Origin of the sequence: Erythrobacter sp. (assembly GCF_024305245.1) — a bacterium.
Classification (GTDB): Bacteria; Pseudomonadota; Alphaproteobacteria; order Sphingomonadales; family Sphingomonadaceae; genus Erythrobacter.
The window spans coordinates 102,616-116,591 of record NZ_JAMWYX010000004.1 but is presented as its reverse complement, the minus strand read 5'-3'; the positions used below and the strand labels follow the sequence as shown (position 1 = coordinate 116,591).

The 13,976-nt window shown below is 67.2% G+C and carries 19 protein-coding genes; 13 read left to right on the top strand and 6 right to left on the bottom strand.

Going from position 1 to position 13,976, the window contains the following annotated elements; all coding sequences use genetic code 11:
• Positions 1–5: 5 nt before the first annotated feature.
• The 4 genes from Q0L48_RS07370 to Q0L48_RS07355 all read right to left on the bottom strand — a co-directional run bounded on the left by Q0L48_RS07370 (position 6) and on the right by Q0L48_RS07355 (position 2,386).
• The gene (locus Q0L48_RS07370) at positions 6–992 is read right to left on the bottom strand and encodes a transglycosylase SLT domain-containing protein (RefSeq protein WP_296719101.1); all 987 of its coding nucleotides are present in this window, start codon (positions 990–992) and stop codon (positions 6–8) included.
• Positions 993–1,109: 117 nt separating this feature from the next.
• Positions 1,110–1,463 carry a flagellar protein FlgN gene (locus Q0L48_RS07365; protein ID WP_296719098.1) on the bottom strand — a complete coding sequence of 118 codons (354 nt, stop codon included), beginning with the start codon at positions 1,461–1,463 and terminating at the stop codon, positions 1,110–1,112.
• 5 nt (positions 1,464–1,468) lie between these two features.
• A complete protein-coding gene (locus tag Q0L48_RS07360) occupies positions 1,469–1,768 on the bottom strand; it encodes a flagellar biosynthesis anti-sigma factor FlgM (protein ID WP_296719096.1) in 300 nt (99 codons plus the stop codon).
• A 78-nt stretch (positions 1,769–1,846) separates the two neighbouring features.
• On the bottom strand, positions 1,847–2,386 hold the full coding sequence (locus Q0L48_RS07355; RefSeq protein ID WP_296719094.1) for a flagella basal body P-ring formation protein FlgA: 540 nt from the start codon (positions 2,384–2,386) through the stop codon (positions 1,847–1,849).
• Positions 2,387–2,559: 173 nt separating this feature from the next.
• On the opposite strand from Q0L48_RS07355, the gene Q0L48_RS07350 reads away from it, so the two are divergent.
• Positions 2,560–3,660, top strand: coding sequence for a diguanylate cyclase (locus tag Q0L48_RS07350; protein WP_296719091.1), 1,101 nt, complete (start codon positions 2,560–2,562; stop codon positions 3,658–3,660).
• Positions 3,661–3,675: 15 nt separating this feature from the next.
• On the opposite strand, the gene Q0L48_RS07345 is transcribed toward Q0L48_RS07350, so the two are convergent.
• A complete protein-coding gene (locus Q0L48_RS07345; protein ID WP_296719087.1) occupies positions 3,676–4,158 on the bottom strand; it encodes a hypothetical protein in 483 nt (160 codons plus the stop codon).
• Positions 4,155–4,829: a MotA/TolQ/ExbB proton channel family protein gene (locus Q0L48_RS07340; protein WP_296719085.1), complete on the bottom strand. Its 675-nt coding sequence runs from the start codon at positions 4,827–4,829 to the stop codon at positions 4,155–4,157. Before Q0L48_RS07340 ends, Q0L48_RS07345 begins: the two co-directional genes overlap by 4 nt.
• A 248-nt stretch (positions 4,830–5,077) precedes the next feature.
• Here Q0L48_RS07340 and flgB point away from each other — a divergent pair, with 248 nt between their 5' ends.
• The 12 genes from flgB to motA are packed head-to-tail and all read left to right on the top strand — an operon-like array spanning position 5,078 to position 13,937.
• Complete coding sequence (gene flgB / locus Q0L48_RS07335) at positions 5,078–5,431, top strand: flagellar basal body rod protein FlgB (protein WP_296719083.1); 354 nt, start codon at positions 5,078–5,080, stop codon at positions 5,429–5,431.
• Positions 5,432–5,451: 20 nt separating this feature from the next.
• Entirely contained in the window at positions 5,452–5,844 is a 393-nt protein-coding gene (flgC, locus tag Q0L48_RS07330) for a flagellar basal body rod protein FlgC (protein WP_296719081.1), read from the top strand.
• The gene (locus Q0L48_RS07325; RefSeq protein ID WP_296719078.1) at positions 5,844–6,161 is read left to right on the top strand and encodes a flagellar hook capping FlgD N-terminal domain-containing protein; all 318 of its coding nucleotides are present in this window, start codon (positions 5,844–5,846) and stop codon (positions 6,159–6,161) included. Before flgC ends, Q0L48_RS07325 begins: the two co-directional genes overlap by 1 nt.
• Positions 6,162–6,192: 31 nt before the next feature.
• Positions 6,193–7,008 (top strand): flagellar hook-basal body protein, encoded by an 816-nt coding sequence (locus tag Q0L48_RS07320; RefSeq protein ID WP_296719076.1) that lies wholly within the window; start codon positions 6,193–6,195, stop codon positions 7,006–7,008.
• Positions 7,009–7,021: 13 nt separating this feature from the next.
• Positions 7,022–7,780, top strand: coding sequence for a flagellar basal body rod protein FlgF (locus Q0L48_RS07315; protein WP_296719073.1), 759 nt, complete (start codon positions 7,022–7,024; stop codon positions 7,778–7,780).
• Positions 7,781–7,803: 23 nt separating this feature from the next.
• Entirely contained in the window at positions 7,804–8,595 is a 792-nt protein-coding gene (flgG, locus tag Q0L48_RS07310) for a flagellar basal-body rod protein FlgG (protein ID WP_296719071.1), read from the top strand.
• 8 nt (positions 8,596–8,603) lie between these two features.
• Positions 8,604–9,320, top strand: a complete 717-nt coding sequence (locus Q0L48_RS07305) for a flagellar basal body L-ring protein FlgH (protein ID WP_296719066.1) — start codon at positions 8,604–8,606, stop codon at positions 9,318–9,320.
• A gap of 11 nt (positions 9,321–9,331) precedes the next feature.
• Positions 9,332–10,441 (top strand): flagellar basal body P-ring protein FlgI, encoded by a 1,110-nt coding sequence (locus tag Q0L48_RS07300; protein ID WP_296719064.1) that lies wholly within the window; start codon positions 9,332–9,334, stop codon positions 10,439–10,441.
• Positions 10,438–10,779 carry a rod-binding protein gene (locus Q0L48_RS07295; RefSeq protein WP_296719062.1) on the top strand — a complete coding sequence of 114 codons (342 nt, stop codon included), beginning with the start codon at positions 10,438–10,440 and terminating at the stop codon, positions 10,777–10,779. The genes Q0L48_RS07300 and Q0L48_RS07295 overlap by 4 nt, the downstream gene beginning before the upstream one ends.
• Entirely contained in the window at positions 10,779–12,122 is a 1,344-nt protein-coding gene (gene flgK, locus Q0L48_RS07290; protein WP_296719059.1) for a flagellar hook-associated protein FlgK, read from the top strand. Before Q0L48_RS07295 ends, flgK begins: the two co-directional genes overlap by 1 nt.
• 15 nt (positions 12,123–12,137) lie before the next feature.
• Entirely contained in the window at positions 12,138–13,058 is a 921-nt protein-coding gene (gene flgL, locus Q0L48_RS07285) for a flagellar hook-associated protein FlgL (RefSeq protein WP_296719057.1), read from the top strand.
• A gap of 15 nt (positions 13,059–13,073) precedes the next feature.
• Complete coding sequence (motA, locus tag Q0L48_RS07280) at positions 13,074–13,937, top strand: flagellar motor stator protein MotA (RefSeq protein WP_296719055.1); 864 nt, start codon at positions 13,074–13,076, stop codon at positions 13,935–13,937.
• Positions 13,938–13,976 lie beyond the last annotated feature (39 nt).

The window sequence follows — 13,976 nt, the reverse complement described above, 5'->3', positions numbered from 1 at the left end:
CCCGCTCACAGCCCGAACGCCTTCAGCTGGTCATAGGCGCGGCGCACCTGAACAGGCGCGGCGCTGGCATCATTGCCGAAGGCCGCGCCCAGCACCTGCGACATTGCCATGCGCGGCGGCAACGCGGCCAGTTGCGGCGCGGCGGCGATACGCGGCGGAGCGCCGAAGCCGGACATCGCGCTGCCCGTCACCGGAAAAGGCGTGGCTGCAAACGGTGCGGCAGGCGCACGATCTGCGCGGGCAATGCGCACGCCCGGTGCGCTGCCCGCCCGGTCGAGCGCACGTTCGAGCTTGCTCCCCAGCACGTCCATCACCCCGGCCAGGCTGCGGGGGCTGCCATCGGGGCTGTAGAAAATCGCGCGATTGGCGGCGGCAGGTTTGGCGAACAGCGCGGGCGCGCTCTGGCCCGGATCGGCCCGCATCTCCGACAGGAACCGCCCCGCTCCGCCTGCGCCGAGGAAATGCGCGAGGTACAATTCGGCATGATCGGGTTCGCGGCCGAGAATCGGTGTGAGGTGCGCGCGGTTATCCTCCGCCAGCCCGGCTGCCATCAGCGCGGCGACTTGCGGATCCTTGCGCAAGCCGAGAATCGCATCGCGCTGCGCCGGATCGGCGACAAAGGCACTGCCCGAGGCGGTGACGCCGATACTATCGGCCACATCGCCGAGGCCGAACCGGCTGCCGTGCTTTTTCACGGTGCCAAGCCAGGTGCTGTCGATGAACTGGTAAAGCCCCGTCGCGCTCGATGAGCGGGCGCGGGCATTTGGGTCGAGCGCGGATTCAACCTCGGCCTGGGCCAGCAGGTAGCCGAAATCGACGCTGGTCTGCTCCGCAGCGCGGGCAATCGCGGCTTCGACCGGGGCGCCCGTTCGCGGCGCGGCAACCGGCTGCGCGGGGCCGCTGCGGCGGGCCGCCTCATGGGTGCGGGCCGCAGCCTCGAACCCGGCCCGGATCGGCCCGGTAGGCATGTAAGCAGGGGAAGACGTGGACACGCAAACTCCGCCGGATCGGGAACGCCGCAAGGGGCGGCGTTTTCAGACGGGTTTCAGCAAAAGGTGTGCCAAACTGGGTTTCGGCGCGCATCCGGCACGAACGGAAAACGGGAACGTCTAACCCCGCAGCGATGCATAGGCCGGGCGCGGCATGCGGCGCGGCCCGCCCATCGCCTCGATCCGGGCAGCGACATTGGCGGCCAGGAGGTTGCGCACCCGGCGGTTGACGTCGTTCAGATGGCGGGCAGTCTCTGCAAGGGCGCGGGACTCGTCGTCGAGCGCGCCCGGACCGATGGCGGCCAGCGCGTCGCACAGCGTCTCCTTCTCGCGGGTCGATCCGATCAGTCCATCGGCATCGAGTGCGGCAAGCGCCTGCCGCTCTGCCTCGAGCACGGCAATCATTTGCCGCAAGTTGCCGGCCAGTGTTGGGGGGTTGGGCTCGGGCTGGGGCTGTTCAAGCGCTTCGGCCATCGGGATCACGCTTTCACCGGCAGTGCGAAGCTGACCTGCGCGGCGATCATCGCATCGACAATCTGCGCCGGCACCAGCGGGTAGGAGCCATCCTTCAACGCAGCGCGGATCTGCTGCACGCGCTCGGCATCGACGGGCGGGCTGGCGGCATCCACCGTGCCACCGATTTCGACGCTGACGCCGCTCGCCGGGGCGTTGGCGGGGCGGGGTGCGCCGGTACGGGTCTCGATCTGCGCGCGGTCGCTGGTCGACAGCGCGCGCGTTGCGGCGATCCCTTGCAATTTGCTCAGTTCGACAGAAGGCATGGCGATAATCCTTGGTAGGGCTGCTGAACCGGAGAACGGCTGTGCGGGGCCTGCTTTAAGGGAGGTTTAAAGATTTCTTCAGCTTGCCGGGATGACCGCCAAGCCGGGGCGCTCGATCCGGGCACGCAGGGCTTCGGCCTTGCGTGCGGTGCGCACGAAGATCCATTCGCCCACCGCGCCGCTTTCCATCGCCTCGCCCTGCTGCTGCACGGAAAAGCCGCGCCCGCGCACCTGTATCGTCAGCGCATCGCCGCGCTTGATCGCTGGCGGGGCAGGGCGGTTCGAAGCGGCACTGCCGTCCGCGCCGTCGACCGCGACGAACACGCGCCAGACGTCCGGACCGGGGCATTCGACCCGCACCGAATTGCGCGCATTGCCATGCCACGAGACCGCCAACGGCCCGGCACAGGCGGCGAGTTGCAAGCGCGGGTCGGCCGGTGCGCGCGCGCCGCCGGGGGTGCCGGGTGCCGCGCCGGTGAATTCTGCCACCGCGCGGTCGATCGATGCCGGCTGCGTGCGCGTCTGCGCTTCGGCCGGGGGATCGCACAGCGGCAGCAGCATCGCTGCCGCCAGCGGGGCGAGCCGCCAGCCATCGGGCCAGGGATTGGTGATTTCCATGCGTGTGCTCCTGTCATGCGGACGGAATATCCGCCCGAGGTTCAGCAAAGGTCGTGCCAAGTGCGACCGGAACCGGCCTACGGGTCTTACCGGAGGCGGGGCTGGTCACGGCTTAAGCATGATCGGGGTAAGTCCCTGCGAAATTGTCCGATTCCAGACGCCGGGGCTTTACCATGACCTTCGCAACCCGTTTCCTTACCCGTTCCTACCGTCCGCACGATCCGGCCGCCGCCGATGCGGCAACGGATACGCCACCGGCCAGCCGCGCCGAGGAAGCCCGCCGCGCGCTGTTGGCGCGGATCGGCGAATTCGTGGAAACCCATGATCTGGCCGTCACCGCCAGCAATCTCTCCACCATCTGCGGCGGCCTGTCGGGTTCGCATCCCGAACTGGCGCAGGCCTTCACCGCGCGCGAGATCGCGGGCGAGCCGATCGACCAGCGCTGGCTCGATACGCTGGCGCGGCTCGATCCCGAGGGGCATTCGCGCATCGCCGGGCTGGAAGCACTCATGGACAAGCTCGAATATTCGCTGATGCGCTTCGCTCAGACCGCGCGTTCGGCGCGCAGCGAGACCAGCGATCATCGCGGCGCGCTGGGCGCGAAGATCGAGGCGATGGCCGACATCGATCTCGCCCCGGCGGCAGCGGGCGAGCTGGCGCAGGTGATCGACCTGTCGCGGGCGATGCTGGCGCGGATCGAACAGGCCGAAGCCTCGATGGCGCGCAGTCAGGAAGAAACCGATCGCCTGCGGGAAAACCTCGCCAAGGCACGGATGGAGGCCGATGTCGATCACCTCACCGGGCTGCCCAACCGCCGCGCCTTCGAACGCCGGCTGGTGTCCGCCTCGCTCGAAGCGCGGGCCAAGGGCGAGGCGTTGAGCCTGGCGTTCTGCGATGTCGACCACTTCAAGCTGGTCAATGATCGCCACGGCCACGAGGCGGGCGACCGGGTGCTGTGCGCGCTGGCGGGGACGCTCAACGAACACGCCGGGTCTGCCTGCTTCGTCGGACGCCACGGCGGTGAGGAATTCGTCCTGCTGTTCTACGGCATGGACAAGAACGCAGCGCGCGCGAAGCTCGATGCGATCCGCCGCGCGCAGGCCGCACGCCTGCTGATGAACCGCGACACCGGTCAGCCGTTCGGGCGCGTGACCTTTTCGGGCGGGGTGGCCGAAGTGACCGAGGATACCGACACCCGCAGCGCACTCGCGCGGGCCGATGCAGCGCTGTACCGCGCCAAGCAGGAAGGCCGCAACCGGGTGATGGTGGGCTGAGGCACAGCCGCTTCGTTATCGCACCGACGCTGCCTGCACCTGATCATAGGCAAGGCTGGCATAGAGATCGGCCTCGCCGCCAGCGGTGATGATGGTGCGCACCGCCACGCCGCTGCCCGCCGCGCTCGCAGCCAATCCGCGCGCCGCATCCCATGCCGCCGATGCCCGCCGCGGTGCATCCGCATTCTCCGCGTCGTAGCGCGCGAAGATCGTCAGCGTGGCGCGCGGATCATGCGGCTGTGCAGCAAGCCATTCGCTCAATGTCGGCCCGCCTGCCACGGGGCGATAAAGCGCCTGCGCCGCAGCAATTTCAGCTGTGACGGAGGCCGCCCGCGCCTGCTCCCCGCGTACGGCGCGAACAGCGGCTTTCCGCCCGGCCTCGGCCTCTGCAGCGGGCAGCGCGGTCAGAATCAGCAGGAACAGGATCAGCGCAAGGTCGGCCAGGATCAGCTGCCAGCCATGACCGCTGCTTTTGATGGAAACAGTGCCCGCGCTCATGCCACACCCCGCAAATGCGTGCGCCCGTCATGCGGGTGCACGGCAGGAGCGGCGATCTGTTCGACGAACCAGTCGGCCAGCGCCTCGCGCTGTTCCTCTCGCGCAAACCCGCGCCGCTCGATCGCGCCGGCCAGCGGATAGCAGGCAAGGTGAGCCAGCAGCGCGCCGTAGAGAGTGGAAAGTACCGAGGTCGCGACCGCAGCCAGCGTCACGCCGATCGCATTCGCGCCGCTGGGCGGGGCCAGCTGGGTGAAGGCGTAGAGCGTGCCGATCAGCCCGAATACCGGGGCCAGTTCGCCCGCCCATGCGAACACCTGCGCCGCCGCCACCCGCCGCGCCTCGTCGAGCGCGCGTTCGGATCGGCGAATGCGGTGCAACGCCTCCAGCGAGCCGTGGCGCAGATAGGTTTCGAGCATCAGCCCCAGCGCCCGGTCGGGCGGCAGTGCCGGATCGGCGCGGCGTGGACCATCGCGCCTGATCGCCGTGACCGCCAGTGCCAGCGCCTTGCGATTGGCCTCGGCATCGAAGCCGGGCTTCGCCAGCGCCCCCGCCTCTCGCAAAGCCGCGCCGAAATCGCGCCAGCCGCAGCGTGCGGCGCAGGCCAGCACAGTGCCTGCCACCACGATGGTGAAGGCGCCCGGATCGATGAGGGCGCTGAATCTGTCTGGCATCGGTTTCCCTCGCTGGCCCCACGCAAATCAGTGCGGTCGCAAGGGCAGAACGTCAGCGGCGCTGCCGGATTAAGAACTAGGTATTTGCGGCAGGGCCTTGCCGGAGAAGCGGCAAGGACTTGCCACATGGCCGCGTTTGCCTCCGCCCGCGCCCCCTTTCGGCAAACTGGCACGCTTCGTGCTGATACGAAGCCGCACTGGCAGGCCGCCGCTTTTCAGATGGTCTGCACGACACGGGAGGAACCCGCATGAACGAAAGATTGTTCGGCATTCACGGCGCGGCGCTGACCCTGCGGTCAGAACGCATGGGCGTGATCGCCTCCAACATCGCCAATGCCGCGACGCCTGGATACAAGGCGCGCGACATCGATTTCGGTGCCGCGCTCGATGCCCGGCTCGCCAATCAGCGCGGCAACAATCTCGCCGATCCGCAGGCCGGCATGGTGTGGCGCACGCCGACCATGCCGACGCTGGATGGCAACACGGTCGAACTGAACCACGAACAGGTCGCCTTTGCCGAAAACGCGGTCGCCTATTCGGCGACGCTCAGCTTTGTGCAAGGCAAGGTCAGCACCATCACCCGCGCGCTGAAGGGTGAATGACGATGCCCGAACGCGCTCCCATGACACTGTTCTCCATGACCACCCGCGCGATGAGCGCGCAGATGGTGCGGATGAATGCGGCGACATCGAACCTCGCCAATGCCGGGTCGGTCTCAACCACCGAGGAAGGTGCCTACCGCCCGATCCGCGCGGTGTTTTCGGTCGAACTCGATCGCGCCTCGGGCCTTGCCGGGGTCACCTCCAGCGGGCTGGTACGCTCTGAAACTGCGGCCACCAAACGCCACGATCCCTCCCACCCGCTCGCCGATGCCGATGGCTACGTGTTCGAAGCCCCGGTCGATGAAACCGCCGAGATGGTCGAGATCATGGAGAGCGCGCGCCAGTACCAGAACCTGGTGCAGGCGCTGCAGACCGCCAAGCAACTGATGCTCGAAACCCTGAGGAGCCAGTAATGACCACCACCAATGCCATCACCCCTGCCGCGCAGAGCACGCTCGACCGGCTCAACACCCCTTCGCGGCTGACCGGCGGCGGTCTCGGCTCGCTAGACGGCGGCGATTTCCTGCGGCTGCTGACGACGCAGCTGACCTTTCAGGACCCGCTCGAACCGGCCGATAACGAAGCGATGCTGGCGCAGATGGCGCAGTTTTCCTCGCTTGCGGCGACCACCGAAAGCGGGGCCACGCTGGATGATATCTCCGCCAAGCTCGACCGGCTGATCGCCGCGCAGGAGGCTGCCTTGCAGCCTGCCACCACCCCGCAAACCTGACCTCGCCCCAAACCGAAAGGATCACCCCGACATGTCGTTCTTCACCTCCCTCAGCGGTCTGCGCAATGCCGAGACCGATCTGCGCGTTATCGCCCACAACATCGCCAATGCCGAAACCGTCGGCTTCAAGAAAAGCTCGGCGCAGTTTGCCGATCTGGTCGCCAGCGGTTCGGCCACCGATCCGCGCCGCACCGCCGGGATCGGCGCAACCGTGTCCGCGATCACGCAGGATTTCGCGCTCGGCCCGCTCGAACAGACCGGCCGCAGCCTTGATATCGCGATCGACGGCGACGGCTTTTTCGCGCTGGAAAACCCGTTCTCGGGCGATCTCAGCTTCAGCCGCAACGGCAATTTCCAGCTGCTCGCCACCGGCGACTTGCAGGACACGCTCGGCAACCGGCTGCAGGCCTTTCCGGTCGATGCTGCCGGGGTTGCGACATCGACTGTGCCGGCCCCGGTGATTGTGCCGCTGACCAACGGCGCAGGCTCGGCGCTGGCCAATGTCACCATCAACAATCGCGGGATCGTGAATGCGGCCTATGCCGATGGCACCGCAACCCCGATCGGGCAGGTCGCGCTCGCCACCTTTGCCGCGCCGGGCGGCCTGCGCGCGATCGGCCAGACCAAGTGGCAGGCATCGGGCGATTCCGGCCCGCCGAACTTCGGCAACCCGGGCATCGGCGCGAACGGCGATCTGATCAGCGGCGCGCTGGAGCGTTCGAACGTCGATCTGGCCGAGGAAATGGTCTCGCTGCTCACAGCTCAACGCAATTTCCAGGCCAATGCCCGCGCGATCGATACCGCCACGCAGATCTCCACCACCGTCATCAACCTGCGGCAGCAGTAAGGGCGGCTGACCCATGGACCGGATGATCTACACCGCGATGACCGCGATGAACGCGGCGATGGACCGGCAGCGGGTGGTGGCGAACAACCTCGCCAACGCCAGCACGCCGGGCTTTCGTCAGGAAATCTTCGCGGTCACGCCCGCCACGCTGAAGGACGGATCGCTGGAGGCCCGCGCCATGGCGCGCGGCAATGTGCGCGGTGCGGACATGACCGCGGCACGCGTGGTGCCAACCGGCAATCCGATGGATGTCGCGCTCGAAGGCACGGCGCTGCTGGCCTACCAGTCGCCCGACCTTCAGGGCGAGATCTACTCCCGGCGCGGCGACCTGCGGGTGTCGGCATCGGGTGTGATCGAGAACGGCGAAGGGCTGGCCGTGCTTGGCGAAGCCGGCACGCCGATATCCGTGCCGCCCGGCTTCAGCATCGCCATCGCTGCCGACGGCACGATCATGGCGAGCGACCCGTCCGCGCCGTCCGCCCCGGCCGAAGCGCTGGACAAGCTGCGGCTGGTGACACCCGGTGGCAGCCCGCTGGCAAAGGGGATCGACGGCTTCCTCAAGGTGCCGAATGCCAATGGCCTTGGCGGCGTTCTGCCCCCCGATCCGACTGCGCGGCTTTCCACCGGTGCGCTCGAACAATCCAATGTCGAGACCGCCGATACGCTGGTGCAGATGATCGAAGCCCAACGCGCTTTCGAACAGCGCGCCAAGATCATCGCCACCGCAGGCGATCTCGATGAAGCCTCCAGCGGCCTGATGGCGCTGCGCTGATTTTTCCAAGGGAGCACTGACCAATGCCCACTTCCGCCCTTCACGTCGCCCGCACCGGGCTTGAGGCTCAGGATGCGCGGATGCGCGTCATCGCCAACAACCTCGCCAATATCGGCACCACCGGGTTCAAGCGCGACCGCGCCGATTTCGCCACGCTGGCCTATCAGGAACAGCGGGTCGCAGGGCAGGCATCGACCGGGCAGACCGCGTTTGCGGTCGGCCTCAACCTCGGCACCGGGGTGCAGGTGCAGGGCACCACGCGTATTTCGACGCAGGGCACGCTGGGCACCACCGGCAATGCGCTCGATCTGGCGCTGGATGGCGACGGCTATTTTCAGGTCGAACTGCCGCCCGGCGGACAGATCGGCTTTACCCGCGCGGGCAATTTCACGCTGTCGAATGATGGCACGCTGATCACGTCGCAAGGCTATGCGCTGCAGCCGCCGTTGCAGGTGCCGGCGGGTGCGCAGTCGATCACCATTGCGCCCGATGGCACGGTGAGCGCGCTGACGCCCGGCGATGCCGCGCCGACGCTGCTGGGCCAGCTGACGGTCGCCAGTTTCGTCAACCCGGCGGGCCTGCGCGCGATCGGCGACAACTTCCTGGTCGAAACCGCCGCTTCCGGCCCGGCCGAACTCGGCTTTGCGGGCGAGAACGGGCGCGGGCAGATCCGGCAGGGGATGCTCGAAAGCTCAAACGTCAACGTGGTCGAGGAGCTGGTCGAGATGATCGAGGCCCAGCGCGCCTATGAAATCAATTCCAAGATGGTCAGCGCGGTCGACGAGATGCTGCGCAACGCCAATCAGACATTGTGAGACAGATGATGACCGCTCGATATTTGATCCTTGGCGCGGCGCTGGCGCTGGGCGCCTGCATGGGCACAGGCAGCAGCGGGCCGCAGGCCGGCTTTACCGCGCCCCCGCCCCCAGGTGCAGCGATGGTGACGGCTGGTGCGATCGATCCGCTGTTCATCACCGCCCCGCAACCCTTGCAGCAGCAGGCCAGCGCAGGCGCGATCTTTCAGGTGGGCACCGGCTATTCCGGCCTTGTCACCGGCACCCGCGCACGGATGTTGGGCGACATGGTGACGATCATCCTCACCGAAAACACCACCACCACCAAGAGCACTGCCGGACAAACCAACCGTTCCGGCAGCTTCGGAATAACCCCGCCTGCCTCCGGCCCGCTCGATTTCCTCAACCCCAACGCCCTTAAAGCTGCGGCCGAAGGGTCGTTCAGTGGAGGGGGCAATGCTGCGCAGCAAAGCCGCCTGAACGGTGCGGTCGCGGTGACCATCGCCGCGATCTACCCCAACGGCACCGCCGAAGTGGTCGGAGAAAAGCAGATGATGTTCAGCCAGGGCGATGAATGGGTGCAATTCGCCGGTCGCATCCGGCTGATCGATATCGACAGCGACAACCGCTTGGCCTCCTCGCAGGTCGCCAATGCCCGGATCATCTATTCGGGCCAGGGCGCAGTGCAGCAGGCGAGCCGTCCGGGCTGGCTGAGCCGCTTCTTCAACAAAATCTCGCCATTCTGAGGAGAGCCGCCATGATCCGCATTCTCTCCCCCCTGTTCGCCGCCGCGCTGGCGCTGCTGGCGGCCCTGGCCCCAACCCCTGCCGCTGCCGAGCGCATCCGCGATCTCGGCCAGTTCGAAGGTCTGCGGGCCAACCAGCTGACCGGCTACGGCGTGGTCGTCGGCCTGCAAGGCACCGGCGACAACAACCTGCAATATGTGACCGAGGCAATGCGCGGCGTGTCCGGCAGGCTCGGGCTGCAATTGCCGCCCGGCGTCAGCCCGATTTTGCGCAATGCCGCCGCCGTGATCGTGACCGCCGAACTGCCCGCTTTCGCCAAGCCCGGCCAGCGGATCGACATCACCGTGTCCACGCTGGGTCAGGCGCTAAGCTTGCGCGGCGGAGCGCTGATCCTCACGCCGCTCTATGGCGCGGACGGGCAGATCTATGCGATGGCGCAGGGCAATGTCGCGGTCGGCGGACTAGGCGTGACGGGCCGCGATGGATCGCAGCTCACCGTCAATATCGCCACCGTCGGCCGGATCGCCGATGGCGCATCGGTAGAACGCGCCGTGGCGACCGGGTTCGACCAGTCCTCGACCTTGCGGTTCAACCTGCACCAGGCCGATTTCCTCACCGCCGCGCGTGTGCGCGATGCGATCAACAGCCGCTACCCCGGCATCGCCACGATTGCCGACGGGGTCAGCATCGAACTGGCGCTGCCGCTGGGCAATGATGTTCGGTCAGGCGTCATGGCCGAGATCGAGATGCTCGCCGTCACCCCTGCACCTGTCGCCGCGCGGGTGATCGTCAACAGCCGCACCGGCACGGTCGTCATAAACGACGCGGTGCGATTGTCGCCCGCCGCGGTCAGCCACGGCAAACTGGTGATCCGGATCGACGAGAACCCCACCGTGGTGCAGCCCGAACCCTTCGGCCGAGGCCAGACCGCGGTGGAGCAGGATACCGAAATCACCATCAACGAACGTTCCGACCGGGTCGCCTATATGCCGGGCGCAGCCTCGTTGTCGGAAATCGTCGATGCCCTGAACCTGCTCGGTGTGGGCGCGTCCGATCTGGTGGTGATCCTCGAAAGCCTCAAACAGGCCGGCGCGCTGCAAGCCGAGATGGTCGTGTTGTGACCGGACCGCTGATCCCCGCCGCTCAATCGCCTGGCCCCCAATCGCTTGGCCCCGCCCCTCGCAGCTCGGCGCGCAGCCAGGATATCTCTCCGGAACGCGCCGAGTTGCGGGAAGCGGCCGAAGGGTTCGAGGCGATCATGATCCGCAAGATGCTCGCCACCGCGCGCTCCGCCAGCTTCGCCGAGGAAACCCCCCTGACCGGCGGCGGGATGCAGCAGTTCCAGACCATGCGCGACGAACACTTTGCCGATCTCGCTGCGGCCAGCGGTGCCTTCGGGTTTGCCCGCAGTATCGAGGAACAGCTTGCGCAATATCTTCCTGCGAAAGGTGACGGATAATGCCATCCGCGATCTTCACTATCGGACGGAGCGGCCTCACCGCATCGCGCCTCAGTCTTGAACTGACGGCGCAGAACGTCGCCAATGCCGCCAACCCCGATTATTCGCGCCGCTCGCTGACGCAGAGCGAGCTAGTGATGACCGGCAATATCGGCATCGGCGCATCGGCGGATTCGCTCGGCGGCATCCGTCCGGGCGTGGTGGTGCGGGCCGAAAGTGCGCTGGTGCAGCGTCAGGCGCGCGACACCTCGTCCGGTCTGGCTGCAGCAGAGACGGAATTCTTCGCCATGCGCGAGGCGGAAAGCGCGCTGGAAACCTCCGGCCTGTTCACCGGCCTCGTCGCATTCGAAGCCGCCCTGACCCGGCTGGAAGGCAACCCGCTGGAACCCGCGCTGCGGCTATCCGCGCTGGAAAGCGTGCGGACGATGGCGGCCAATTTCCGCGTCGCCGACAGCACGCTCGCCAATGCCCGCAGCCTGGTTCAGGACGAAGCGGCGGCGATGGTTCCCGATATCAACGAACTTGCGGCCGAACTCGCCAAGGTCAACCGCGATCTGGTCGCCTCGCGCGAAGGCACAGCGGGCCGTGCGGCGCTGCTCGATGCGCGCGACAAGGCGTTGCGGGGGCTGGCCGAAGAATTCGGCATCGCCGCCACCATCAATGCCAACGGCACCGCCGACGTCACGATCGACGCCGCGCCGCCGGTTGCGCTGGTGACGGGCGGGGTTGCCGCCAGCGTCAATCTTGCCTTCGCTGCCGATGGCACGCTTGCCTTCGACATCGGCGGCACCGCCTTTGCCCCCACAGGCGGGGCGATGGCCGGACGCGCCGCCGCGCTGGATCAGATGGTGGGGCTGCAGACCGGGATCGACAGTCTCGCCGCTTCGGTGATCGCAATCGCCAATACGGCGCAGAGTGCCGGGGTCGATACCGACGGCAATCCCGGTCAACCGCTGCTTTCGGGCACCAACGCCGCCGACATCGACGTAGCGCTGGCCTCTGCCAACGGGCTCGCCACCGCCCCCGCCGGTGCGCCTGCAGGCAGCCGCGACACCGGCAATCTTGCCACGCTGCTGGCTTCGCTGGGGGCCGCAACCGGCCCTGCCGCCGGGGCCGATACGCTGCTGCTGGGCTTGTCGAGCCGGGTGTCCGCACTCGACACGCGGCGCGAAGGGCTGGGCATCGTCGCCGCCAGCGCCGAGGGCGAGCTGCTGCGCGCGACCGGCGTCGATCTCGATACCGAAGCCGCCAATCTGGTGCGCCTGCAACAGGCGTTCGAAGCCAATAGCCGGGTGCTTCAGGTCGCCACCGAATTGTTCGATACGCTGCTGGGCCTCAGGTAACAGGATCGCGCCGTCATGAGCTTTATCAGCAATTCCACCGGTTCGTTCTTCAACCGCTCGCTCGCGCAGATGGCCGACCTGCGCGCAGGGATCGAGCGCCAGCAGACGCAGATCGCCACCGGGGTCAGGATCGAACGCGGCTCTGACGATCCCGCTGCCGCCGCACAGTTGCGCAGCATCGCCCGGCGCGAGGCGCTGGCCAGTGTGGAAGGCGACAATGCCGCGCAACTGGATCAGGATCTGGGCGCGGCCTCGACAGAACTCGAAGCCGTCACCGCCCTGCTACAGCGCGCCCGCGAGCTGGCGGTGCAGGCCGCCAACGATCCGACCGGCGCGGACGGGCGGCAAGCAATTGCGTTCGAGCTGGAACAGCTTTCCGAAGAATTGTTCACCCGCGCCAATGCCACCTCGCTGACTGGTGAGCCGTTGTTCGCCGGGCTGTCCTCCGGAACCGCCTTCACGCGCGATGGCCTGGGCAATGTGACCTATAGCGGCACCCCCGCCAGCGGCGCGGTGCCGGTTGCGCCGGGCACCGCGATCGATCGCGGCCTGCCGGGCAATGAAGTGTTCGAATTCGTGTCCGGCGGGATTCCCACCAGCGCCTTTGCGGTGCTGGGCGGGCTGGCTGCGGCGCTGGGCGGCGGGTCGCCCGATCCGGCTGCGGCGGCCAATGCCGCGCTCGAAGGGATCGACGCTGCACTCGACACCGCCAGCCGCGCGCAGACCATCATCGGCACCCGGATGGCGTGGGTCGAACAGGTGCAGCAGCAGCAGGATACCCGCGGCGTCGCGCTGGCCGAGCGCCGCAGCCGCGTCGGCGATACCGACATCGCCGAAGCCATCGCGCGTCTGCAGCAATCGCTCACCGCGCTCGAAGCGAGCCAGGCCGCCTTTACTCGCGTCAGTTCGCTGTCGCTGTTCGACGCGCTGCGCTGACAGGAGCCCTGATCGATGTTTGTTGCAATCGGCATAGTCGTGCTGCTGGTGATGGTGTTCGGCGGGTTCATGCTCGCTGGCGGCGCGATGGGCCCGGTGCTCAAGGCGCTGCCGCTCGAATTCATGATGATCGGCGGGGCGGCAGTGGGCGCCACGCTGATCGGCAATTCCATGCACGAGATCAAGCTGCTGGGCAGCGGCGTGGGCAAGATCTTCAAGGGGCCGAAATACACCGACGAAGATCATATCGATGCCATCGCGCTGACATCCAAGCTGATGAAGCTGCTGCGGTCCGAAGGGGCGGTCGCGCTGGAAAGCCATGTCACCGAGCCCGGTTCGTCCAGCATCTTCAGCGAATATCCGCGCCTGCAGGCCGATCCGGTGGTGAGCGCGATGATCTGCGATCCGCTGACGCTGATGGTGGTTTCATCGGGTACGCTCGATACGCATGCGGTCGAGGAAGTGATCGATTCCGCGATCAAGACGCAGTTGCACGAAATGGACGAGCCGCAGCACATGATCCAGTCGCTCGCCGATGCATTGCCTGCGCTGGGCATCGTCGCAGCGGTGCTCGGCATAATCAAGACGATGGGCGCGATCAACGAACCGCCCGAAATTCTCGGCAAAATGATCGGTTCTGCGCTCGTCGGCACGTTTCTGGGGGTGCTGCTGGCCTATGGTTTTGCCGGCCCGCTGGGGTCACGGCTGAAGCAGATCAACACCCACGACAGCCAGATCTTCCATTCAATCAAGCAGGTCATCATCGCCAGCCTGCACGGCTATCCGCAGCCACTGGTGCTGGAAGCCGCGCGATCGGGCCTGCCGCCCGCGCACCGGCCCAAGCTGACCGACCTGCTCGATATGATGCGGGGGCGCTGAGGTGGCGCTGTCCGATCCAACCCAATCGGGCGAAGGTTC

Bases quoted from the DNA above. Each gene is read 5' to 3' on its own strand.
- Q0L48_RS07345 (WP_296719087.1), bottom strand. From the start codon at position 4,158: ATGAGCGCGGGCACTGTTTCCATCAAAAGCAGCGGTCATGGCTGGCAG.
- Q0L48_RS07325 (WP_296719078.1), top strand. From the start codon at position 5,844: ATGACCACCACCAATGCCATCACCCCTGCCGCGCAGAGCACGCTCGAC.
- Q0L48_RS07320 (WP_296719076.1), top strand. From the start codon at position 6,193: ATGTCGTTCTTCACCTCCCTCAGCGGTCTGCGCAATGCCGAGACCGAT.
- Q0L48_RS07350 (WP_296719091.1), top strand. From the start codon at position 2,560: ATGACCTTCGCAACCCGTTTCCTTACCCGTTCCTACCGTCCGCACGAT.
- Q0L48_RS07315 (WP_296719073.1), top strand. From the start codon at position 7,022: ATGGACCGGATGATCTACACCGCGATGACCGCGATGAACGCGGCGATG.
- flgL (WP_296719057.1), top strand. From the start codon at position 12,138: ATGAGCTTTATCAGCAATTCCACCGGTTCGTTCTTCAACCGCTCGCTC.
- flgC (WP_296719081.1), top strand. From the start codon at position 5,452: ATGACACTGTTCTCCATGACCACCCGCGCGATGAGCGCGCAGATGGTG.
- Q0L48_RS07360 (WP_296719096.1), bottom strand. From the start codon at position 1,768: ATGCCTTCTGTCGAACTGAGCAAATTGCAAGGGATCGCCGCAACGCGC.
- flgG (WP_296719071.1), top strand. From the start codon at position 7,804: ATGCCCACTTCCGCCCTTCACGTCGCCCGCACCGGGCTTGAGGCTCAG.
- Q0L48_RS07340 (WP_296719085.1), bottom strand. From the start codon at position 4,829: ATGCCAGACAGATTCAGCGCCCTCATCGATCCGGGCGCCTTCACCATC.
- flgK (WP_296719059.1), top strand. From the start codon at position 10,779: ATGCCATCCGCGATCTTCACTATCGGACGGAGCGGCCTCACCGCATCG.
- Q0L48_RS07355 (WP_296719094.1), bottom strand. From the start codon at position 2,386: ATGGAAATCACCAATCCCTGGCCCGATGGCTGGCGGCTCGCCCCGCTG.
- motA (WP_296719055.1), top strand. From the start codon at position 13,074: ATGTTTGTTGCAATCGGCATAGTCGTGCTGCTGGTGATGGTGTTCGGC.
- Q0L48_RS07300 (WP_296719064.1), top strand. From the start codon at position 9,332: ATGATCCGCATTCTCTCCCCCCTGTTCGCCGCCGCGCTGGCGCTGCTG.
- flgB (WP_296719083.1), top strand. From the start codon at position 5,078: ATGAACGAAAGATTGTTCGGCATTCACGGCGCGGCGCTGACCCTGCGG.
- Q0L48_RS07305 (WP_296719066.1), top strand. From the start codon at position 8,604: ATGACCGCTCGATATTTGATCCTTGGCGCGGCGCTGGCGCTGGGCGCC.
- Q0L48_RS07365 (WP_296719098.1), bottom strand. From the start codon at position 1,463: ATGGCCGAAGCGCTTGAACAGCCCCAGCCCGAGCCCAACCCCCCAACA.